Genomic DNA, 23,489 nt, shown 5'->3' on the forward strand with positions numbered 1-23,489 from the left:
TTCCACCTGTAAAACCAGCACTTGTTGCCGTTAAGCTTACAGAACCACCATCACAGAAGGTTAATGGTCCGCTTGCTGCAATCGTTGGCTGTGGTGGAATTGGATTCACTGTAACAGCAACTACTGCGGAAACAGGAGCTGTACACGTATTTGCAGATGTATATACTACCGTATAATTACCAGATGTTTTTACTACCAATGGATTATCTGTTGAACCGTTTGACCACGTATACGTTCCACCTGTAAAACCAGCACTTGTTGCCGTTAAGCTTACAGAACCACCATCACAAAAGGTTAATGGTCCGCTTGCTGCAATCGTTGGCTGTGGAGGGATTGGATTCACTGTAAAACTAAATCCTACAGTATTTTGCTTAGAGCAATCGGCAGGTTTTTGTAAATTTGAAACAACTACAAAATATACGCTAGTGCTATTCACAGACAGGGTATTGGTATTAATATTTGAAACAATTAAATTAGTAGGACTAACACTTGTTTTATACCAGGTATACGAATACGAATCACCAACTTTCAAACCCGTTGCATTAGCTGTTAGTAGTGTTGAACCACCATCACACACATTTGTTACAGGTGCAGTAATTGTTACTGCGGTTGGTGGAAGGCATAAAGGCGTACACAATTTAGTTTCACTTAAACAACTGCAATCTGCAATGGTTTGTCCCAGTTGCCCTAGGCTTGCCGTTGGACCACAATATTTTATTTTAGAAGAACTTGATAGGGGTTTATTCCAGGATCCATAAGATCCTATTTTAAACAATGCACACTCTCCTGTTTTAATACTATCTCCACTAAATACATTATTTGCATTGATCGTTTCCAATGCGCCCGTAGCAATCATTTGAGAGCCTTCGTTGGGGTATATCGGACCTGCTGTAGCATTGATGGCTATGGTTGTCGCTATAATAATTCCTGCATTATACAGTTTACCGCTGTTTATGATAAATTTACCATTAATGGTAATAATTGATTCCCCACAAAAATTGGTAATAGCATTCCCCCCATTTTGAATCGTAAAATCTCCATTACATGTCAAATTTCCATTATTCAAAACATACCCATCATTTTGAAGAATAATTTGTCCAGTAGAATTAAATGTTGAATGCTTGCCTATAACAATTTGCCCTCCTGAATTTGAAGTAATGGAAGCAGTTTTAATTGTTGAACTTTCAGCAGCTTCGAAAAATATTTTTTTACCTGGAACTAGATTATTTTCAATACTCAATGTTGCACCATTCGTTGTTTGGAATCTACTCATTCCGTTAATCGTTATATTTCCACTCAACTTAGCACCAATATTGTGTGCTATATATGCAAAGGTATCAGCCTCAGATACGATATTTCCAATTATAGTATTATCAGCAAAACTTTCAATGGCATTATTTACCGCATTCGTATTGATTTTAACACTAGAAATTAAAATATTCGGTGCACAGATTTTAACTGTAACATTCTTAAAATTTGATTCAATACTATATATACTTCCCCCCGAAATACATATAGTCTGATTATCAGCACTTGCTACAATTGCAGAATTTATGGAGTAAGATGTGGTACAATTATTACATTGTGAATGTGCTTGAAACAAAGAAAATAAAATTGCTAATAAGAATAAGCTGGATTTTTTTAACATAATCATTAAATTGGAAAAGTTATACTGTAAATGGCATATTAACACAAAAATAACTTATTATTAAACATTTACATAATAATACTTATTAATATAATAGCACTTTACTAAGGAAAAATTACATTTATAAAACATTCAAAATAAGCAATTAAAATCTAGTTTTCTTTAAAATTAATTACACAAAATTTTTCAAAGAACTTATTTATAATGGAGAAGGATAATACACCAAATATTGAAAGAAAATCTTAGATAAATATAATTTCCCAACCATTATTACTACTTTCTGCTATGCCCGTTTCCTTTTAGTAGTTGCCACAGGTTTATCTATACCATTCCATAGTTTTTCCTAAAGTCTAGAATTTTCAGCTTTAGCTAATCATAACAATTTTATAAGAGGCTGTTTAAACATTGGTTGTAAAAAAACGTTCCGCCTGAAAAATTAACCTACTCAAATGGATATGCTTTTGCTCTTGATATTCATGAAGTAAAATTGGGATACATTTCCAGTTTACGCTACAATATAATCACTATTGAGGAGGAATTTCATATATCTACGCTGGTTTAGTTGAAGCCAAGAGTTATAGCATTAAAACCCAGAATGACGTCCTTGGCATAGGTATTTATCCAGTCAATCTTACCTTTTTCAAAAACCTAAAGCTAAGCATAGGTGCTGAATTTAATTATTTAGTTTACACAAGACAAAATGGTTCTGAAAGCAACTTTGTGATGGGAGGTTATGAAAAAAATTCCACCATTAATAACGATACAATAAGTGTAAATAATACATTGTATGTAGGAGGCAAATATGAGTTTAAGATATGAATTTAAACTTTGTGAAGAATGAAAAATTGCACCGCAAGCAATGATTTATATGCCAATATTATCAAATGAATTTAAAGATACCTATTACTCAACAGTATCTTAAAGAACCTACTTAGGGTTATCGTTTATAAAAGAATTATAGAAAATTAGTTAAGATGCAGAACTAGGCTTTGCATCTTAACTAATTTTTACTACATTTGTAGTGGCAGGCTGGTACGACTAGCTCCTGTGAACCTCCCCAGGTCCGGAAGGAAGCAAGGATAAGTGGTTGTAGCGGTGCGATATTCAGTTTGCCATTTTATTTTTTTCATTTCTTTTATTCCAATTCTCTTAGTATATTTCTACCTAATTTGCTTAAAACCAAGTATAGATATTATTTATACTTCAAATTGTTATGCAAAATACATCGCAATGTAGCGATACTTGCACCACTTAAGCCTATTTACGAATAAACTCAAATCAATCACAAAAATCAAATTATGAAATTCTTTATTGATACAGCAAACCTAAAAGAAATTAAAGAAGCACAAGAATTGGGTATTTTAGATGGTGTTACAACCAACCCTTCTTTAATGGCTAAAGAAGGCATTTCTGGCAAAGACAATGTATACAAACATTATAAAGCTATTTGTGATATTGTTGATGGAGATGTGAGTGCGGAAGTAATTGCAACAGATTTTCAAGGAATGATCGATGAAGGCGAAGAATTAATTACCATTGACCCTAAAATTGTTGTTAAAATCCCGATGATAAAAGATGGTATCAAAGCCATAAAATACTTTTCTCAAAAAGGAATTCGCACCAATTGCACGTTGGTATTTTCAGCTGGACAAGCATTACTTGCTGCAAAAGCGGGCGCTACGTATGTTTCTCCATTTATCGGCCGTTTGGATGATATTTCTCAAGATGGAATGGAATTGATTGCTCAAATTGTTATGATATACAGAAATTACGACTTCCCAACAGAAGTTTTGGCTGCATCAGTGCGTCATAGTATGCATTTGATTAGCTGTGCTGAAGTAGGTGCAGATGTTGTTACGTGTCCATTAAATGTTATAACTGGGCTATTAAATCACCCACTTACAGATAGTGGTTTAGCTAAGTTTTTAGCAGATCACAAAAAAGTAAACGGATAATTCATTCGTAAATTTATTGATAATGGTCTTTCTATGATTAACTTCGTAGAAAGACCATTCTTATTTGCATCAAATCATGGAAGAAGAAATTTTTGTACCCACATCTCTTGACAGTGATATGTTTATTATCAAGGTAAAAGGCAAAGCAAAAATTCCTGATTACATACAATTGAGAGATAAAAACATGGTGCTGGTAGCTTATTTTAGAGCAGACAGGCCATTGAAAATATTGAAGAAATTGAACCTCGAAGGCAAAGAAGAATCATTTATCCAATTGATAGCTGATTTACCTTTTGGGAAATTACAGAAATTCAACCTTGTTTAATTACCTATGTTACTATCTGCTGAACCTGTATTGGAATTAATTAATGCTGACATTTTTCAAGAAGGAGAATTGATTTTAGATGATGTTACCTTTAAAATGGAAAAAGGCGAATTCGTTTATTTAATTGGCAGAACAGGCTGTGGAAAGTCTTCTCTTTTAAAAACTTTATATGCAGACCTTTCAAAACCCAAAGGCAAAGTAACGGTTGCAGGTGTTTCTGTTGAATCTATTAAGAGGGTTAAAATACCATTACTTAGAAGAAAAATAGGAATTATATTTCAAGATTTCCAATTACTGAATGATCGTTCGGTTGCTGATAATTTAATATTTGTAATGCGTGCAACAGGTTGGAAAAATTCTGTAAAGATAAAAGACCGATTAAACGATGTATTGATGCGCGTAGGACTTACAAGCTCAATGAACAAAATGCCACATCAATTATCTGGTGGAGAACAACAACGCGTTGTAATTGCACGTGCATTACTAAACGAGCCCGTAATATTATTAGCGGATGAACCTACAGGGAATTTAGATCCTGAAGTAGCGGAAGAAATTTTGAATTTGTTTTTTGAAATTAATAGAAATGGAACGGCTGTTTTAATGGCAACACACAATCACCAATTTTTATTAAAATACCCTGCACGTACGCTTCGGGTAGCAGATAAAAAAGTGATGGAACACGCAATGCCAGCATAATGATAGGTCTATCGATATTAATTCCTGTATACGAATACAACCCGACAGAATTAATAAAAGATTTAATCCAACAAGGTATTGATATTAAGATTCCTCTTGAAATAATCATTATAGATGATGCAAGTACTGTCGAGTTATTTTCAACTTGGGCTACTCCTTTTAAAGATTCTACAACGATTCATATCACACGACTGGATCAAAATATCGGTCGCGCAGCCATTCGAAATAAGTTAATACAACAAGCCACCTTTGACGCCCTCTTATTTTTAGATGCAGATACCATCCCCTGCACAAAAAACTATCTTGCATCATTCACCCCCTTCTTGTCGTCCAACTACTCCTGTGTATGTGGTGGCACAGCTTATAGAAAAGAACAACCAGAAGCATGGAAAAGATTGCGCTGGGAATATGGGAAAGCACGTGAAGAAATTTCGTCAACGATTCGAAATCAAAATCCCTTTGGCAACTTCACCCTCAATAATTTATTAATCCGAAAAGAAGTAGCGCTAAAATTTCCATTAGACAATGCCATACAAAAATATGGACATGAAGACACCTTACTGGGAATGACTCTTGCTGCAAATCACTTACAAATGCTGCACATCGACAACTTCGTTTATCATGAAGGATTGGATACAAATGATGTATTTTTAATAAAGGTGAAGCAATCGGTTTCGACATTGGTAGAATTGTATACACAAGGAAAACTACTTTCCGATACCAAATTAATTAGACTGCATAAGAAATTACTTGAACTAAAAATAAATAGATTCATAGCACTTCTAATAAAACCATTTATTAGAAGTATTGAAAAAAATCTTCAAAGTGCTGCTCCTTCTATGGTTTACATGGATGTGTTAAAGTATTGGTATTTTGAAGAATGTTTACATAAAAAAAATAATTAAAAGGTCATTTTTACATACAAGCCTGGCATTCCAGGATTAGGTAAAATTGTTAATTTAGGTTTTCCACTTAAAAATTTATTTGTAAGCCGATTATTCAATCCATACATAATCCCATCAAACAAAAATAAACAAGCACCATTATAAATTACGCCTTCTCCCAATCCTTTCCACATAGCAGGATTATCTGATCGGTAAGAACGTTCCGTCATATACAATCCTCCTGCAATATATGCTAGATCAACTCCCCAATTAAAAAGAAACGTTTTTTGTTTACCCAAATGCTTCTTCAAACCATTTTCAGAAGATTCATTAAGACTAATTCTCTTGGTTAACATCCCTCCAATACCCAAACCTAAATCAAATACATTCCAAGCTACATTCATAGAATGGAAATAATGACTTTCTGCCTTCGATTGGGTAATACCTAAACCAATACTACTACCAATAATATTTGCAGCAGCAAATGTGGTTAAAGCCATCATTCCCTTTTTATTCGTTTTGTCACTCGCTAATGCAAATGAAGTATAATCCATGTTTTGTTGAGCAAAAGCGGATCCACTAAAAACAAATAAGAGCATGTACGGAAGAACTTTTTTCATAAAATATTAAATTGTTTGTATGGGTAACAAACAATAAATAAGAAAGTTTAAAAGTATTGTAAAATTAAAAATCGAATTAAAAGATACGTATATTAAATAAAATTTAAAGATTATGTTAGGACTAAAGAACGTACACCACATCGCTATTATCTGTTCGAATTATGAGCGCAGTAAAAAATTCTATACAGAAGTATTGGGTTGTACGATTATTCTTGAAACGTTTCGTGCAGAACGCAACTCCTACAAGCTCGATTTAGCGGTTAATGCGACTTATGTGATTGAATTGTTTTCGTTTGACAATCCGCCAGCGCGACCTAGTAAACCTGAATCATGTGGATTGAGACATCTTGCTTTTTCCGTTGATAATATTGACACTTCTATTGAGTACCTTAAAACCAAAGGTGTACTTTGCGAACCCATTCGCATAGACACATTAACAAATAAACGTTTTACGTTCTTTGCAGATCCAGATGGACTTCCGTTGGAGTTGTATGAAGGATAACTTAAACAGCAGGAACTAAATTCAAAATAACAAAACACAAATTCCAAACGGCCTGAAATACAAAATGGAGTTATTCTTAATATCTAATAAAATCAAGAACGGATATTCTATTTTCTCTTTTTGGAATTTGTTTTTTGTTTTTTGGAATTTCGTAAATAAATGAACGAATAATTATAATGTCCTACCTATGAACCCAACAAGCTTCCCCACCCTACATACAGAACGTTTAGATTTGATTGAAATCACACAAGAACATGTTTCTGATTTGTTTGCTTTATTTGGAAATGAAAAGGTAGTACGCTTTTATAATTTATTGCCTTTCAAAAATGAATCAGAAGGAAACCGCATCATTGAATTATTTCAAACACGATTTACGAATCAAACAGGGATTCGTTGGGGCATTGCATTGAAAAATACAACAGCCATAATTGGAACAATCGGCTATAACTCTTATACTACCAATCATAAAGCTACTATTGGATATGACATACAAGCAGATTTCTGGAACAAAGGTTTTGTAACAGAAGCTTTGCAAAAAGTTATTGACTATGGTTTTAATGAATTACAGATAAACAGAATTGAAGCAGAAGTGATGCAAGGAAATTTCGCTTCAGAAAAAGTACTCACAAAACTAAATTTCGAAAAAGAAGGCGTATTAAGAGATTGGATGCATTGGAATGAAAAGCATTATGATATGACACTATTCGCACTGTTACGAAAGGATTTCGATATAAATTCCAAATAACAAAAAACAAAATCCAAACAGAAGGAATAACATATTGGATTAATGCTAAATAACGATGGTGAAATTTATATTAAAATTTCACCATCGTTATTTTCTCTTTTTGGATTTTGTTTTTTGTTATTTGGAATTTTTAAAGCTCCTTCGGCTTTATAAGCCCGTATTTCTTCTCCGCCAATTCAACCATAAACGGAAACAATACTTCGTACTCGTTCAGAATCTCGCCTTCTAAAATTGCTTCGATCATATCTGCTTTTATGTCTCCGATCACTTTACTTGGTTTTAGATCAAATGTTTTCATGATATCTTCGCCTTTAACTACAGGCTGAAACATGCGCTGCTCATCTTTTTCTTCTACTTCAACAACCTTGCGTTCAACTTTATCAAAATTTTCTAAATAGCGTTTTACTTTACTATTATTTTTTGAAGTAACATCCGCTCTACATAAAGTCATTAGGTCCGAAAAATGTTCTCCTGCTTCAAACATCAATCGACGTACAGCAGAATCTGTTACCTCATCTTTTACTAAAGAAATGGGGCGAAGATGCAAACGCACCAGCTTCGCAACCATATCCATTTTTTCATTCAAAGGCAAACGTAGTTTTCTAAAGATTCCAGGAACCATACGTGCACCTTTATCTTCATGTCCGTGGAAGGTCCATCCGATGGGCTCTATAAATCTTTTTGTTAAAGGCTTTGCAATGTCATGCAAAATTGCAGCCCAACGCAACCACAAGTCATCAGATACTTTTGCAACGTTGTCCAACACTTGAAGTGTATGATAAAAATTATCTTTGTGTGATTTATTATCGATTGATTGTACGCCATGTAAGGCGACAAATTCAGGGAAAATATCTTTCAATACGCCAGAAATATACAAGAGTTTAAATCCATACGAAGGTGTAGTAGCCGAAATGATTTTATTCAACTCCTGAGAAATACGCTCCATGGAAACAATTTTCAAGCGGTCTTTATTTGTTGTAATTGCTTGAAATGTCGTTGCATCAATATCAAAATTCAACTGTGTTGCAAAACGAATCGCACGTATCATGCGTAAAGGATCGTCTGAAAAAGTAAGCAAGGCATCTTGAGGTGTTTTAATAACCTTACGTTTGATATCACCAACGCCATCAAATGGATCAACCAATTCTCCAAATCGGTCTTTATTCAAACAAATAGCTAAAGCATTAATAGTAAAATCTCTGCGCAATTGATCGTCTTCAAGTGTACCGCTCTCTACCGTAGGCTTGCGTGAATTGAAATCGTAGGACTCTTTGCGAGCACCAACAAATTCTAGCTCCACATCGCCCGCATTGATCATTGCTGTACCAAAGGTTCTGAAAACATGTACATGCACGTTGCCGTCCATATTAGAAGCCACCTTTTGTGCCAAATCAATTCCACTACCGATGCAAACAAAATCAATATCTTTGTTATCGCGATTCATAATTAAATCGCGCACATACCCTCCCACAATATAAGTCTCAAGTCCAAGTTCATCTGCTGCTGCTGCGACAGCACAAATATGAGCATTATTCTCAATCGACGTTTTAAAATTCATAGTACAAAAAACGGTATATATATTCCAAAATCCAATTAGGATTTATTGGATTATATAGATGATTTGATTATTTCTTTTCTAATTGAATGCTTCGCTTAACATTAAAGAGGTTTTAAACTTCGACAACGTTAATATTGAACGTTAAAGATATCAGAGAATTACCACTAAAAACACCTATTTCATTCATAATTCATATCTTATAATTCATAATTGGCTATCCTTGTAATGAAATCGCACAATTCCCTCCTTTTCTTTTCCCAAATCCTAGAATAGTTAGCAGTTTTAAGCTAACTTTGTATCCCGTAAGTCAAAAACGGGATTATGTCTGCAACTAAATATATTTTTGTAACCGGCGGGGTTACTTCATCACTCGGAAAAGGCATCGTAGCCGCTTCTCTCGCCAAACTTCTTCAAGCAAGAGGTCTTTCTGTCACCATACAAAAATTTGATCCCTATCTGAATGTAGATCCAGGTACATTAAATCCGTATGAACATGGCGAATGTTACGTAACGGATGATGGAGCAGAAACCGACCTTGATTTAGGCCATTACGAGCGCTTCTTAAGCACTCCAACCTCCCAAGCCAACAATGTTACTACTGGTAGAATATATCATACTGTAATCTCTAAAGAACGTGAAGGCGCTTTCTTAGGAAAAACAGTACAAATTGTTCCGCACATTACAGACGAGATCAAACGTAACATTCAGTTGTTGGGCGAATCCGGTAAATACGATATCGTAATTACTGAAATTGGTGGTTGTGTAGGCGATATTGAATCCTTGCCTTTTCTAGAAGCTGTTCGTCAGTTTCGTTGGGAAATGGGACCAAATGAAACCTTGGTGATACATCTTACTTTGGTTCCGTATTTAAATGCGGCGAAAGAATTAAAAACAAAACCAACACAACACTCTGTTAAATTATTATCTGAAACAGGTATCCATCCCGATATCCTTGTTTGTAGAACAGAGCACCCCTTACCAACAGACTTACGTAAAAAGGTAGCCTTATTTTGTAACGTAAACATCAATTCAGTTATTGAAGCAATTGATGCAGATACAATTTATGACGTGCCTTTGTTGATGAAAAAAGAAAAGCTAGACGAACGTGTATTAGCGAAGCTTAAACTTTCCAACAAAGTAGAACCTGATTTAGATAGCTGGAAAATATTTTTGGGGAAATTAAAAAACCCGACCTCTGAAGTAACGATTGCATTAGTTGGTAAATATGTTGAACTGCCAGATGCATACAAATCCATCACGGAAGCCTTCATTCATGCAGGTGCTATGAATGAGTGCAAAGTAAACATTCGTTGGATATCATCTGAAACGTTATTAAAAGATAATTTAGAATATCATTTGCGTTTTGCAGATGGCATATTGGTTGCGCCAGGTTTTGGCGAACGTGGCTTAGAAGGTAAAATTGCTGCCGTACAGTATGCACGCGAAAACAACATACCATTCTTTGGTATCTGTTTGGGTATGCAATGTGCTGTAATTGAATTTGCACGCAATGTATTGGGATTAAAAGATGCGAGTTCTACTGAGATGAATAAAGATACTGCACACCCAGTGATCAATATGATGGAATCTCAGAAAAACGTAACAATGAAAGGCGGCACCATGCGTTTGGGCGCGTATCCATGTGAACTTACAAAAGGTTCTAAAGCATACAACATCTATGGCAAATCAAAAATCATGGAACGTCACCGTCACCGTTATGAATTCAATAATAAGTACTTAAAACAATATGAAAAAGAAGGCATGTTGGCAACGGGAATTAATCCGGAGACTAAATTAGTTGAGATTGTTGAATTGAAAGATCATCCTTTCTTTATTGGTAGTCAGTTTCACCCAGAGTTGAAAAGTACAGTTGAAAACCCACATCCAATCTTTGTGAAATTTGTTAAGGCTGCAATTGATTTTTCAAAGTCGAAAAAATAAGAATCATTCCTACAATGCACTCTAGCGCCACTCTTTGACTGGTTATAGTTCACTAAAAAAAAGACTCATGCTGAAAGGTGTGAGTTTTTTTTAGTGAGGTCTATTGTTTTCCATTATAAAGAAACGATATTTAGAATTTAGTCCTAAATATTTTAAATACATATCAGTACCAAAATGGCAATCCTAAGTAGACAAATAAAAAATGAAGTGTACAATGCAATAATAAATACTCCTTCATTTTTGGGGAAATACAAAGAGTATGATGGAATTTTAACGTTCTTAAATAAAATTTGGAATATGAAGGAATTACCTTCAGAAGATGGTAGATTCAAAAATGCTTATGAAGATACGAATCAACATATCGTTAACAACTCTGATTGGACAATCGATTATCTATTTATTGAAAGATTAAAACTTATAGACGGAGAAGAAAGTAAATTCTTTTTATTTCTTGAAACGATAGTAAACCCAACTGTTAGAAGTAATAAAGATGAAATTATCTTATTCGTTTCTAAAATAAATTCCATTATACAATCAAGTGGATATAAATTAATTTTAACTGATTACTTTGAAGACCTTCCTGTCTATAGACTTAAAGACAGCAAAGAGTCAAATGATTTACCTATTGATATAATTGCTAATACAATACCTATTTATCTAGGAAGTAGCAAATTGCCAACTGAATATCCATCATTTATTATATATTTAAATAAATGGGATGATTATGGTTCTATAACTACATTTGATTTGACTTTTAGAAAAAATTCAGAAACAAGCATTGCTTTGGGAAAAATCAAAATAATGAAACGTGGATCACAATTAACGTGGCAAACACTCCCTGAGAAATTCATATCACTATCTAATGAATATTGTTCTTTGGGTCAGAGTAAAGATTATTACCTAACTCTTAAAAGCCAATTATCACACGAATATTATAGCTTTTTAATTGCGATAAGAGATGTTGCAATATTTCCAAAAATTTATGAGCAATTTGAAAATGATAATACATTTAAAAAGTCGCTTCTTAGAGACGATCATATCGAAAGACTAGCAAGAACAATTCGATATGAAATTGAAGGAATTAATCCAAATGAATATTTCAAATTTAATTATACTTATCAACCTCCTTATTCTAAAAATAACATAGCTCTTAATTTTGATTTCGAATATAATACTGATTTTGAACATCGTATTTATGCAATAATTGGCAAAAATGGAACAGGAAAGACAAGGATACTCTCTTCATTAGCCAAAAGCTTAGCCGAAAAAGAACCTAAATCATTTAGTCCCAAAAAACCAGTTTATGGCAAAGTATTTACGGTCTCATATAGTTTCTTTGACAGATTTGAAATCCCAGAAAGTGATGCGTCTTTCAATTATGTCTATTGTGGACTTAAAAAAAGTAATAACGCATGGAAAACAGAGGAAGATATGCTCTCGGATTTTTATAAATCTGTAGCTTTAATTAAAATGAAAGACCTTGAAAATGATTGGTATAAAATTCTCAGTAATTTTATCATTCCTGAAATTTTAAATATGGTTTTTGATAAAGTTGATGACTTTGTAAACCTAAACAATTATGTATTTAACGAAAGTAAGTTCAATGAAATTAAAAAAATGCTAAGTTCAGGTCAAAGTATTGTATTATATCTAATAAGTGAAATACTTTCACAAATTAGATATGATTCTCTTATTTTATTCGATGAACCTGAAACGCATTTACACCCTAATGCTATAAGTGCCTTATTAAATACTCTTTTCAATTTAGTTAGAAGATTTCAATCATTTTGTGTTCTTGCGACTCATTCACCTCTAATAATACAGGAAATTCCTGCAAGAAATATTTTCATTCTAGAGCGTGATAATGAAACAGCATTTGTAAGAGAACTTGAAAGAGAATCATTTGGAGAAAACCTCACAATTATTACACAAGAGATTTTCGGAAATAAAGATATACCCAAACATTTTATAAGCCTTATTGAAGAATTAATTTCAAAAGGCAAATCATATTCTGAAATTATTTCAATTCTTGAATCTGATCAATTGCCTGTAACTTCAAATATACGACTTTACATAAAAACATTGTCTACAAGATAAATGAAAAATTTAAAACCATATAAAGATGATTGTTTTGTTGTTCATAAAAGTGCTGTAGACAAAAAACATGCTGGAGACTTAAAAAATCGATTACTCATCATAAATCCATTGGTTCAATTACAATATGATTTATATTCTGACAATTTCGACAAAAATACTATTGGTTTAATCACACCTTCTACAACGTTTAGTAAATCAAAGGACGATCTTCTTACACTTTATAATTATCAAAGCAAAGTCATTCGTGATGTGAGAGAAAATATAAAAAAACTACAGATTAAAACAATTATATCAACTTGCCAAAATTGTACAATAGACTCAGCAAATTCGTTAGATCATATTTTACCAAAAGCTGACTATCCAGAATATGTCGTTAATCCCAAAAACCTTTTTCCTTGTTGCACCACTTGTAATTCTTATAAACTAGATACAATTGAAGATGACTCAGGACAGAAATTTATAAATTTATATTTAGACACACTACCAAATACTCAATACTTGTTTTTAGATATATTTAAAGATTTAGACGAAGATTTAAATTTTAAATATTATTTAAATAATATAAATAATTCAATACCAGCAGTTTTTTTTAAAGTCATAGAAAATCATTATAACAGATTGCGCCTTTTTGAAAGATTTAAATTAAAGTCGATTGAATATGTAAGTGAGCTTGAATCAAAAATTTCCGCATTTAGAAGAAGATTAACAGTTGAAGAAATTATATCAGATTTAACAACAGCTGCACTAGAAGAAAAAAATGCATATGGCGATAACCATTGGAAGTGTATTTTAGAATTATCATTAATAAATAGTAGCCTATTTATGGAAAAATTTAAATAAATATTGTAATAACAACTACATATTTTATCCTTATTATTTAATAATAAAGGCTAGCCTTAAATCATAAGAACAACCTACAAGCGTTTGTTGGTTAGAAAAGACACAACTACGGATACATTCGTGTTACGAAAAAAGTTGTAGTGTAAATCATTGAAAAATAGAAAAATGCTACTCTTAAATATTAAGAGCAGCATTTAATTTAAAATAATTAACAAATCAAATTAATCCTCGTCTACTTTTCCCAAAGAAATACGTAAGGCAAAGGTGAATCCGTAATTTTTAAAACTACATCATTTCCCTCATTGCTATGTACCTCTTGATTGGAATCTGAATAATGTAGTTGTGTATTGGTTAAGTCTATATTGTACTGTAAACAACAATTCTTTCACTTAATAACCAATACCGTAATTAATATCACACTGAAAAGTTTGAGCTTTTTGATCACGCATCATTCGATTATTGCTTAATTACCTTTATCGTTTTTTTGATACCATCATCCTGTATCAGATTTATGAAATAAACACCCTGCCTCCATGCCTGTCCAATCAATTGATTATTTTCAACACGGCCTTTATCAATACAGATTCCTTCAATGCTATATACTTCATAAATACATTGTTCAGGAAATTCAATTTGAAATCCATCTGTAAACGGATTGGGGTATACAGAAACAGCCTTCAGTTTTATATCTGCAAGAATATCGGTTGTAATGGTATTGCAATTACAATCATTTTCAGACCAGGCTGTTCCGTAGGGGCATGAAGGCGGATAAATTGTAGGTTTGAAAAGTATTACCTCATACGTTATATCTTTATATGTTCCGCCTATTAAAATATTTTTTATCGTTACTGTATAAGTCAAATCAAAGAACGAATATTTGTTTACTTGTCCCGAGGCTGGATTCCATATGATTGCAGCCTCTGAACCCGATGATGGAAGTATGGATTTTATAGTTATATCCGTTCCATCAGGTTTTTTCATTTCTACTGATGCATCTTTAAAATTAGCACCATTCATTGTAAACGACCAACGATCAAATACAAATGTATTGGGAAAATATCCTTTACCAGGATATGAGTGATATTCTACATTTGTTGGATATGGAATGTAACTCGTATTAACATAAATCGCTGTTACATTTGGAGTAGCACCTAAGCCTACTGCATTCAAACACGGCCAAAGCAACCACCTACGATGACCTACATCTTCATTACCCACACCAGAGTCATCCATAAAATCTACAACGCCATCAGGACCACCTTCTGAATAATTACTAAGAAGCGATTTGTTTGCACCTTCATAACCTCCCAAAGTATAACAGCTCGATGAAGACGGAGGAAAATGTGTCAAGATATTATTTACATCCATGATTAGGCTCGCGCGCTGACATAAGCTATCAGTTCCAGCTTCGTGTGTGAGCGGGTTGGTCACACCTGCTAATCGTCTAAAATAATTAATGCGTGTAATCATTTTAGCTTTTACATCTGTCGAAATTATGCCTGGTATACATGAACCATAATTACCTGTCCAGCCCAGTGCACCGTTTTTCATACTTGTATTAACAAAACAAGTCTGATAGTCATCATACGCTTGTTTCCTGAGACATTGACCATGCCCTTTTATGTACATTATCATGGACATAAAAAATAGTACCTTCCACTTCATAAAATTTAGGGTTTAAAAATAGAATATAAATTTTCATATAAATATATACTTCTACCAATTCGAATGTAACCAAATAAGTATAAAAAATTATTTATTACTTAAAATCAAATATAAAACCTCCAAATCTTAATCAAACGGGAATTTTTGTAATGTTTTAATGCAGACAGACTATTCAACATCTATATCTCCGAATAAATACGTAAGACAAATTGTGAAACCGCTTTTTTTGATACAATATATATTTCTATATGATTCCTGATTGGAGTCAGAATAGTGTGGTTGTTTATTGGATAAACCCATATGATATTGTCATAGAAATAGTAATCCAGCTAATTGAATACAAGTAGCTGGATTACTATATTATTTACCGAGGCAGCCGAATCGTAAATCTCGTAAACTCCCCTTCTTTAGAAGCAATCTCAATCTGGCCGTTCAACCGATCTATGTGTTGCTTTACAATATATAAACCCAATCCTACTCCACCTGGATTTACACTATTAGCCCTATAAAACATTTGGAAAATATTTTTAAGATTAGCTTCTCTAATTCCAATGCCATTGTCTTCAAAAATAAATACATGCTGATCTTCAGTATCCTGAAAAGAAATGACCAATCGATTTTCTGATTTCGATTTATCCATATACTTTATTGCATTTTCAATTATATTTTGAACAACAGAATTCAACGTGAATCTTTCAGATTGCAGGGTAGCATTTTCAGAAATAGAAATTACAAAATCAATTTTTTTAATGTCTGGATACTCTCGTAAATTTTGTTGAATACACTCTTGAACTAAATTGTATATATTGATGGATTCAAATTTAAGCTCTAAGCGGTTTTGCTCGGCAATATGTAAAAGTGAATTTAATATATGTTGAAGTCTTTTTGAAACCATTTGTATATGCTCAAAATAAACATTTTTATCTTTCTCATCTTGAACACCTATTTGACATAACCCATCAATGGATTTTAAAGGACCTTTGATATCATGTGAAGCTCTGTATAACAACATATCCAAGTCATTCGTTTTCTCTTTAATTACGTCTTCTTGATGTTTAATCATACGCGTTTTTTCAAGAACTTGTTCTTCTAGCATTTGCTTATGTAGTGCATCTGCTTTAAGTTTATTCAATCGATATGCATTAGCAATTGCCAAGAGTAACGATTGAATGATAACAGCATAATATAGCGAATAGAACACTTGTGATGTGCAGACTATAATATTGGAATGCCACAAAAGGTTAATCGTGTAACCTAGAAGAATAACAAAGAAACTAATACTAAATAGCGTGGCAGTTTTATTTTTTTCTACTCTTGAAATAATTGAAAAAACAAATACAATAAGAGGTGCTGCTAAATCAAACCACATAAGGCCTAGAGGATACGATCTGTATACAATCAAAAACACTATCCGAGGAACTATAAATACTGTTGCACTAATCCAATACCATTTAAAACGTTTAAGTTCAAGAAAGAAGCGTCCATACAATAGAATGGAAACCGACAACGCAAAAAATAGAGCATTTATCGTGTACTCGATTAACCAGGGTGCATCTGCAAATATATTTACTAGAGCTGTAGAATCGCGATAACTCAGATATAAACCTTGTATAACAATATAAATCGAATAAAACAGATACGCTTTATCACGAACACTAAAATAACTGCTTAAATGGTAAAATGCCATCATAATTAAGCCTCCATAAAAAAGACCTAAAATGTAAAATTCGAAAATACTAAATGAAAACAGATCTTTGTGTTCAACAAGTGCGAAATTATATTGGCTGGTATGTCTATTTTTTAACTTAATATAAACAACAAGTGTATCTTTTTTAGGAATCGGAAAATCAATCGTGAAGTTTTTATGTCGAATTTCCCTGGTAGTTAATTCTGGAGAATCAAAACGATATTTTTTATGAAAAAGAGCATTCGATTTCTCATATACAAATATGTCTAAGGAATCAATGCTATAGTTATATGAAACAAAAAACCAATGATTATTGATGGAAGAATTATCCGTTAGTAGAAACCTACCCCAATAAGTAGATGACGGGTGCGTGCTTGTAAAATAATAGGAATCAGTTTTTCTAAATAATTTAGATTGTATACTTTCAACCGTATTAAAGTGATTTAGGGTATCTTCAAATACATCAATTACTTCACTATTGATTGGATAATATAATTTAGAATCCCTTAACTCAAATACATTTTGAGAAAAAACAATACTACTTGACGCAATAAAAAACACATACGAAAAAAAATATCTTTTCAAGAATGCGCCAATAACTTTTTTATCAAATAATAATGCCTGTTTCATAATAAATAAGATGCAGTAAGGTACTTAATATTTCAATAAAACACCTTACTGTACATGTATAAAATAAATAAACAGGACTAAGTAGAAGTTTCTATGATGTAATAAATTGTAAGGTTTATTACATCATAGAAAATAAATTGAGCGGTTACTGTATTCAATAAATACAATAATCGCTCATTAACTAAAGTATGCTACAATTAGAACATCCAAGCTAAGCCTACATACCCTCCGTAGGTTTTTCTAGATGCATTTACAATAACATTATAATTTCCTTGTTGGGTTATTTCAGTATCCATATTTACCAAACCATAGAATCCTCGATATCCAACATCCAAACGAAATGTATGACTTGGGTTTAAAGCGAATTCAAAACCAGCTCCGTAAGCAACACCAACGTCTCCTTTGCGCAAACCTACCACTGCTTTGGTTGAATCTTGTGGACCAACACCAGAACTCTTAAACTTAGACCCAACTGTAAATCCAAATTGTGGACCAGCCACTACATTGAAATTAACACGTGCTTCTTTATTGGTATTGAGTGATAACAAAACTGGAATATTCAAATAATTAATCGTTAGGTCATTATCAAAAGATCTATCGGAATATTTTTGTGTTATCTGATAATAGTTAGCTTCTGCTTGTATACCAATATGCTTGTTTAGATTTAAGGCAGTCATAATACCAAAGCCATGACTCACTGAAACGCTCCCATCAATAACCCCTCCGTCATGCGTATGTACATCAATAGAAGAAAAGGTAGGCATATATCGAACACCAAATTCAAGATGTCTTAATTCTTCTTCATTGCTATTGTCTTTAAAAAGTTTTTCATTAGGTTGGCTACTCGTAAATTGATTCACATTCACGGAGTCCTTTTCTGAATTTGTTTCAGCATAAGTCGTGACACCTAGAAGTGATATTAATGATGTAAGAATTAAATTTCTACTTTTCATAAGGGTACTAATTTAGTTAAACATGATTTCATAGCAGATTAATATTCAAATCTCGAAATTTTAAACATATTTCGAATTACATAATTTTCTATATGACTTACATTTTTATTCTCTATAAAAACATGCACATTAATTTATACACATAAAAAAAGGTTTGATTACATCCTATTGAAATCAAACCTCTCCCTAATTATTTTTTAATAATTATTTTGAAATAATTTTAAACTCAACGCGTCTATTCATTTCTCTACCTTTAGCAGTTACGTTTGATGCTATTGGTTTTGACTCTCCATAATATTTCAATGCAATGCGATCTACACCAATTCCATCTTTGCTTGTTAAATACGCATATACTGCTTGGGCTCTTTTATAAGACAATTTATCATTGTATGCTTTCGTACCAATTGAATCGGTGTATCCAGACAACTCAATTTTAATTCCAGGATTTGTTTTAAGTATTTTCACTAATCGATCTAATTCAGAATAGGATTCTTTTTTCAAACTTGATTTATCAAAGTCGAAAAATATATTATTTAAAACAGCTACTTGGCCAATCTCAATAGGAGTTAAATACAAATCTTTTTCATACTCTTTGTAATCCTTCATATTACTTAAATCAACATTTTCGTTTATCGAAATAAATCCATCCTTTTGAGCTAAGTAACCATATAATTCTCCAGAAGGCAACACAATGGTATATGCCGCAGAATTATAGGTTGAACGAGCCATGCCAACTTCTTTATGTGTTCTTAAATTTTCAAACGTAATCGAAACACCTTCAATTGGCTCTTTCGTTTTACTATTAAAAACTCTACCATGAACCAACATTACAGGACTTGGACTTAATATTTTTGGCAATTCAATTACATACATATCTACATCGTCATCATTTTCTGGATTCTGACTTGTAAAATAAATTTCTCTTCCCGATGCACTTAAACTAAAAAAAGATTCGTCTTGTGCAGTATTTACAACTGGACCTAAATTTTCTGGTTTAGACCATTTTTGCCATGTGTCATCCAAACGACGAGTCATATAAATATCACTACCACCATAACCATTTAATCCGGTAGAAGTAAAATAAAGTGTTTTATCATCGGAGGCTAAAAACGGAGCATCTTCAACTTCACTTGTATTTATAGTAGTACCTAAATTCAATGGTTTTGTCCATGTGTTGTCTTCTTTCAAAAAACTAACATAAATATCATTCATTCCTTTGCTATCACCTTTGCGATTATTGGAAATCATCAATATTTTTTCGCTATTAGACATATAATAGCTCACCATTGTACTTTTATTTTTCCCTTCGTCTTCAATAATCAAAGGCTCAGGTTTTCCCCATCCCGTATCTGTTTTTTTACTTAAGGAAACACCTTGTTCCATTGTACCATCACTCAGATAAATGTTACCCAACAAAATTGTATTCCCATCCGGAGAAATGGAATTGATAAAATTCGGAAATTCATTATTTAACGGAGGTCCCATATTAACTGCTACATCCCATTGTTTGGTCGTAGCATTCCAATTTGAATACCAAATATCCTCTTCATCGTGTTTTCCGCCTACATCTTTCGGATCACCTCTTCTACTAAAATATAATGTCTTACCGTCTGGAGAAATAAGTGGACCTATTTCCATATACGTACTATTAACTTGATCACCCATTTTCTTGGCAATCATATTTGATTTAATTACATCATTCGGATTTTCAACAATCTTGAATGGTTTTGCATACGAAGTTATACCAATTGCATCAATACCTACAGGACCATTTTCATGCATCAACAATCTTTACTGCAATCACATAAAATTTTACATCCTCTGTATTGATTTGTAATAAGCCATTTGATGTTTTCCCTTCCAAGGTATGATTAAGCTTATACTCTTTTCCGGATGCATCGTACACGTATGCTGCGCTAATATGACCAGGATTAAGTGTTTCAACAATTATTAATTGTTTGGGAATAATAGGTGTTAGATATCCAACTTTTATAAAACTTTCTTTTTCACTCGAATTAGATTCCCAAGATTTTATGTTATCAACTGAACGTGGAAGCACATTTGGTATACCAAGTGCCTGAACAGCGGAATAAGACTTGGAGCTACGTTGACTTGAATGATCTAAAATTTTAAATCCCCATTGAATCTGCTGTGAATTTCCAGTAAATGAAAATAAAATAAAAAGCAGAAATAACAGATTGCATTTTTTTATCATGATTGTATATATTTAATTCAGTCAAATGTGAGCAAGCTAATTTTAAATATCTTACACTATTGTCGCTAAGAATTATACAATTGTTATACTTCCATGTTTAATGCTATTAAAACCAATTATAGTTACGTTGATTTTTTATAATTCATAGATCAAACATTCAATAATCAGCTTAGAATAGTAGTACTATAGCACATAATTATTTTTAATTACGTTTAATAGACAATTATATTGAGCGCGATCAATTGAACCTTAAAATTGAAATATCAAGTTTTAGGCTCATTTATAAGTAGTTAAGTAATTTACATTTTTGCGTATTAGACCCATAATTCTTATATAAAATGGTATCTTTGCAGGGTTTTAAATAAAATAACAATACAAATTACCAATGGATAAGAATCAAATTATCGGTATTTCATTAATTTCTGTATTGATGTTGGGCTATTTCGGCTTTATGTCAACACAGAAGCCTGAAACACCCATTGCTCCGAAAAATGCTATCACCCAAACAGTAGCAGATACAATTAAAAAAATTAGCATAGCTACTGACACTGCTTTAAAAGCACAGAAACTACGTGAATATGGCGATTTCGCTCAAGCAATGCTTGGTGAAGAAAAAGACGTTGTATTGGAAAACAAAGACGTGGTAGTTACTTTATCTACACACGGTGGAACAATAAAATCCGTTCTACTTAAAAATTATTTCACTTGGGATAAAAAACAATTGTATCTATTTCATCCAGAGAACAATCAATTATCCCTTATAATCAATACCAATAAAAAGCCTGTTAATCTATACGCTCTATACTATGCAGCTTATGAAACGGCAGTTGGAGATACCAAAACGGTAACATTTAAAACAGATGCTGGCGACGGGAAAACGATTTCTCATACCTACACATTAGGTGCTGAAGGTTTTGCAATTGAATATAAAGTACAAGCAACAGGTTTTGGTTCAGAACTTCCAAACCTACCATTAACATTAGATTGGAGAGAACAAGTTGAGCGTATTGAATACGATTCAGAACAAGCACGCGTAAAGACAACTGTTAATTACATGCAACAGGAAGATGGATTTGACCATTTATCTGAAGCTACAAAAGACATAGAAGAAGAAACTATTACAAATGTTAATTGGATTTCATTAAAGCAAAAATTCTTTAACAGTGGGTTTATTGTGCGTGAAGGTAAAACCATTCCTTCAGCATCTATTAAATCGTATCCGATGTATAACGATGTGCCGAATGCACCTATTAATTCGGAACGTTTTATCAAAGCACTCGAAGCACAAGTACAAATTCCATTAGAAGGTGTTATTACGGGAACTGCTTCCTATGCATTTTACTTTGGACCAAATGATTTCAAAATTTGTAAAGCAGTTACTGAAGGATATCAGAAAAACGTTTACTTAGGCTGGCCATTAATTAGCTGGATCAACCGGTTTGTTGTAATTCCAGTGTTTGATACATTGAAAGGTGTATTTAGCAGCTTTGGTTTAATCATCTTTATTTTGGTATTGCTTATTAAAGCAATATTGCTTCCATTATCCTATAAGTCGTATGTTTCAATGGCAAAAATGAAGGCATTAAAACCTGAGTTGGACGAATTGAAAGCAAAACACCCAGACGATCAACAAGCGATACAAATGGAGCAAATGCAAGTGTACAAACAATTTGGGATTAACCCATTGAGTGGTTGTATTCCGGTATTATTGCAAATGCCAATCTTGCTAGCCATGTTCAACTTCTTCCCAAATGCAATTGATTTGCGTGGAGAATCACTTTGGTGGGCAACCGATTTATCAAGCTACGATGAGTTTGCAAAACTTCCATTTACCATTCCGTTCTATGGTTCACACGTAAGTATGTTTACCTTATTGATGACCGTTTCAACTTTAGCTTATACATGGGTAAACAATCAAGTGAGTACCGTAACCGGACCAATGAAATACATGTCGTATTTAATGCCCCTTGTTTTCTTATTTGTATTAAACTCCTTCCCTGCAGGTTTAAGTTTCTATTATTTCGTATCAAACATCATTACAATTGCTCAACAATTGATTATCCGTCGTTTTGTAAATGAAGGTGATTTACGTTTGCAATTAGAAGCGAAAAGAGACAAACATTTAAGTGGAGATACCACAGGTGGAGCTCCTAAGAAGAATCGTTTTATGGCACGTATGGAAGAAGCTATGAAGCAAAAAGAGCAACAACAACAGTTCAATAAGAATACGAAGAAAAAATAATCGTAGAGACGCAACTTATGGCGTCTTATTGTAAACAGATAATAAAAGACGCCATAAATTGCGTCTCTACAAGAGGTCAAAAATTGAAAATAGAATCAATTTTTTGACCTCTGTGTTTTTAAATAAAATAACTGAAAATATTTTCTTCAAAGAAAATTCAACTATTGACAATAAATATATTTTAAAAATTAACAAATATTGTAAACGTAACCATTTATTAGAACCTACGTAAAAACAATTTATCTTTCACTAATTATTAAAGATCCTTAGATTCAATTAATAAACG

The 23,489-nt window shown here is 32.7% G+C and carries 17 protein-coding genes and 1 pseudogene; 10 read left to right on the plus strand and 8 right to left on the minus strand.

Features of this window, described 5'->3' with window-relative positions; genetic code table 11:
- Nucleotides 1-1,648: pseudogene (locus Q0543_RS08415) on the minus strand (hypothetical protein); the annotation flags it as partial.
- A 1,298-nt stretch (nt 1,649-2,946) separates the two neighbouring features.
- Between Q0543_RS08415 and fsa the strand changes: the two are divergent.
- From fsa to Q0543_RS08435, 4 genes are all read left to right on the plus strand, one after another.
- The gene (gene fsa, locus Q0543_RS08420) at nt 2,947-3,603 is read left to right on the plus strand and encodes a fructose-6-phosphate aldolase (protein WP_299251282.1); all 657 of its coding nucleotides are present in this window, start codon (nt 2,947-2,949) and stop codon (nt 3,601-3,603) included.
- A 118-nt stretch (nt 3,604-3,721) separates the two neighbouring features.
- Nucleotides 3,722-3,928 carry a fructose-6-phosphate aldolase gene (locus Q0543_RS08425; protein ID WP_299251315.1) on the plus strand — a complete coding sequence of 69 codons (207 nt, stop codon included), beginning with the start codon at nt 3,722-3,724 and terminating at the stop codon, nt 3,926-3,928.
- 6 nt (nt 3,929-3,934) lie between these two features.
- Complete coding sequence (locus Q0543_RS08430) at nt 3,935-4,624, plus strand: ATP-binding cassette domain-containing protein (protein WP_299251285.1); 690 nt, start codon at nt 3,935-3,937, stop codon at nt 4,622-4,624.
- The gene (locus Q0543_RS08435) at nt 4,624-5,529 is read left to right on the plus strand and encodes a glycosyltransferase (RefSeq protein ID WP_299251287.1); all 906 of its coding nucleotides are present in this window, start codon (nt 4,624-4,626) and stop codon (nt 5,527-5,529) included. The genes Q0543_RS08430 and Q0543_RS08435 overlap by 1 nt, the downstream gene beginning before the upstream one ends.
- Here Q0543_RS08435 and Q0543_RS08440 read toward each other — a convergent pair.
- Complete coding sequence (locus Q0543_RS08440) at nt 5,526-6,128, minus strand: hypothetical protein (RefSeq protein ID WP_299251289.1); 603 nt, start codon at nt 6,126-6,128, stop codon at nt 5,526-5,528. The genes Q0543_RS08435 and Q0543_RS08440 overlap by 4 nt on opposite strands.
- 112 nt (nt 6,129-6,240) lie before the next feature.
- On the opposite strand from Q0543_RS08440, the gene Q0543_RS08445 reads away from it, so the two are divergent.
- Together Q0543_RS08445 and Q0543_RS08450 are read left to right on the plus strand one after the other, a co-directional pair.
- A complete protein-coding gene (locus Q0543_RS08445; RefSeq protein WP_299251291.1) occupies nt 6,241-6,630 on the plus strand; it encodes a VOC family protein in 390 nt (129 codons plus the stop codon).
- 187 nt (nt 6,631-6,817) lie between these two features.
- Entirely contained in the window at nt 6,818-7,375 is a 558-nt protein-coding gene (locus tag Q0543_RS08450) for a GNAT family protein (protein ID WP_299251293.1), read from the plus strand.
- A gap of 130 nt (nt 7,376-7,505) precedes the next feature.
- Here the strand turns inward: Q0543_RS08450 and Q0543_RS08455 are convergent, their stop codons facing one another.
- Nucleotides 7,506-8,933 carry an HD domain-containing protein gene (locus Q0543_RS08455; RefSeq protein WP_299251295.1) on the minus strand — a complete coding sequence of 476 codons (1,428 nt, stop codon included), beginning with the start codon at nt 8,931-8,933 and terminating at the stop codon, nt 7,506-7,508.
- A gap of 321 nt (nt 8,934-9,254) precedes the next feature.
- Here Q0543_RS08455 and Q0543_RS08460 point away from each other — a divergent pair, with 321 nt between their 5' ends.
- The 3 genes from Q0543_RS08460 to Q0543_RS08470 all read left to right on the plus strand — a co-directional run bounded on the left by Q0543_RS08460 (nt 9,255) and on the right by Q0543_RS08470 (nt 13,811).
- Entirely contained in the window at nt 9,255-10,874 is a 1,620-nt protein-coding gene (locus Q0543_RS08460) for a CTP synthase (RefSeq protein WP_299251297.1), read from the plus strand.
- 174 nt (nt 10,875-11,048) lie between these two features.
- Nucleotides 11,049-12,971: an AAA family ATPase gene (locus tag Q0543_RS08465; RefSeq protein ID WP_299251299.1), complete on the plus strand. Its 1,923-nt coding sequence runs from the start codon at nt 11,049-11,051 to the stop codon at nt 12,969-12,971.
- Nucleotides 12,972-13,811 carry a hypothetical protein gene (locus tag Q0543_RS08470; RefSeq protein WP_299251301.1) on the plus strand — a complete coding sequence of 280 codons (840 nt, stop codon included), beginning with the start codon at nt 12,972-12,974 and terminating at the stop codon, nt 13,809-13,811. It abuts the gene before it with no gap.
- Nucleotides 13,812-14,267: 456 nt separating this feature from the next.
- Here the strand turns inward: Q0543_RS08470 and Q0543_RS08475 are convergent, their stop codons facing one another.
- The 5 genes from Q0543_RS08475 to Q0543_RS08495 form a co-directional block, all read right to left on the minus strand.
- Nucleotides 14,268-15,362, minus strand: a complete 1,095-nt coding sequence (locus Q0543_RS08475; RefSeq protein WP_299251303.1) for a T9SS type A sorting domain-containing protein — start codon at nt 15,360-15,362, stop codon at nt 14,268-14,270.
- Nucleotides 15,363-15,840: 478 nt separating this feature from the next.
- Nucleotides 15,841-17,793 carry a sensor histidine kinase gene (locus Q0543_RS08480; RefSeq protein ID WP_299251305.1) on the minus strand — a complete coding sequence of 651 codons (1,953 nt, stop codon included), beginning with the start codon at nt 17,791-17,793 and terminating at the stop codon, nt 15,841-15,843.
- A 197-nt stretch (nt 17,794-17,990) separates the two neighbouring features.
- On the minus strand, nt 17,991-18,746 hold the full coding sequence (locus tag Q0543_RS08485; RefSeq protein ID WP_299251307.1) for a porin family protein: 756 nt from the start codon (nt 18,744-18,746) through the stop codon (nt 17,991-17,993).
- 204 nt (nt 18,747-18,950) lie between these two features.
- Nucleotides 18,951-20,528: an OmpA family protein gene (locus Q0543_RS08490; protein ID WP_299251309.1), complete on the minus strand. Its 1,578-nt coding sequence runs from the start codon at nt 20,526-20,528 to the stop codon at nt 18,951-18,953.
- Nucleotides 20,521-20,961 (minus strand): hypothetical protein, encoded by a 441-nt coding sequence (locus Q0543_RS08495; RefSeq protein WP_299251311.1) that lies wholly within the window; start codon nt 20,959-20,961, stop codon nt 20,521-20,523. The genes Q0543_RS08490 and Q0543_RS08495 overlap by 8 nt, the downstream gene beginning before the upstream one ends.
- Before the next feature lie 385 nt (nt 20,962-21,346).
- On the opposite strand from Q0543_RS08495, the gene yidC reads away from it, so the two are divergent.
- Nucleotides 21,347-23,203 (plus strand): membrane protein insertase YidC, encoded by a 1,857-nt coding sequence (gene yidC / locus Q0543_RS08500; protein WP_299251313.1) that lies wholly within the window; start codon nt 21,347-21,349, stop codon nt 23,201-23,203.
- Nucleotides 23,204-23,489: the final 286 nt, after the last annotated feature.

This window comes from uncultured Cytophaga sp., from assembly GCF_937863595.1.
GTDB lineage: Bacteria > Bacteroidota > Bacteroidia > Cytophagales > Cytophagaceae > Cytophaga.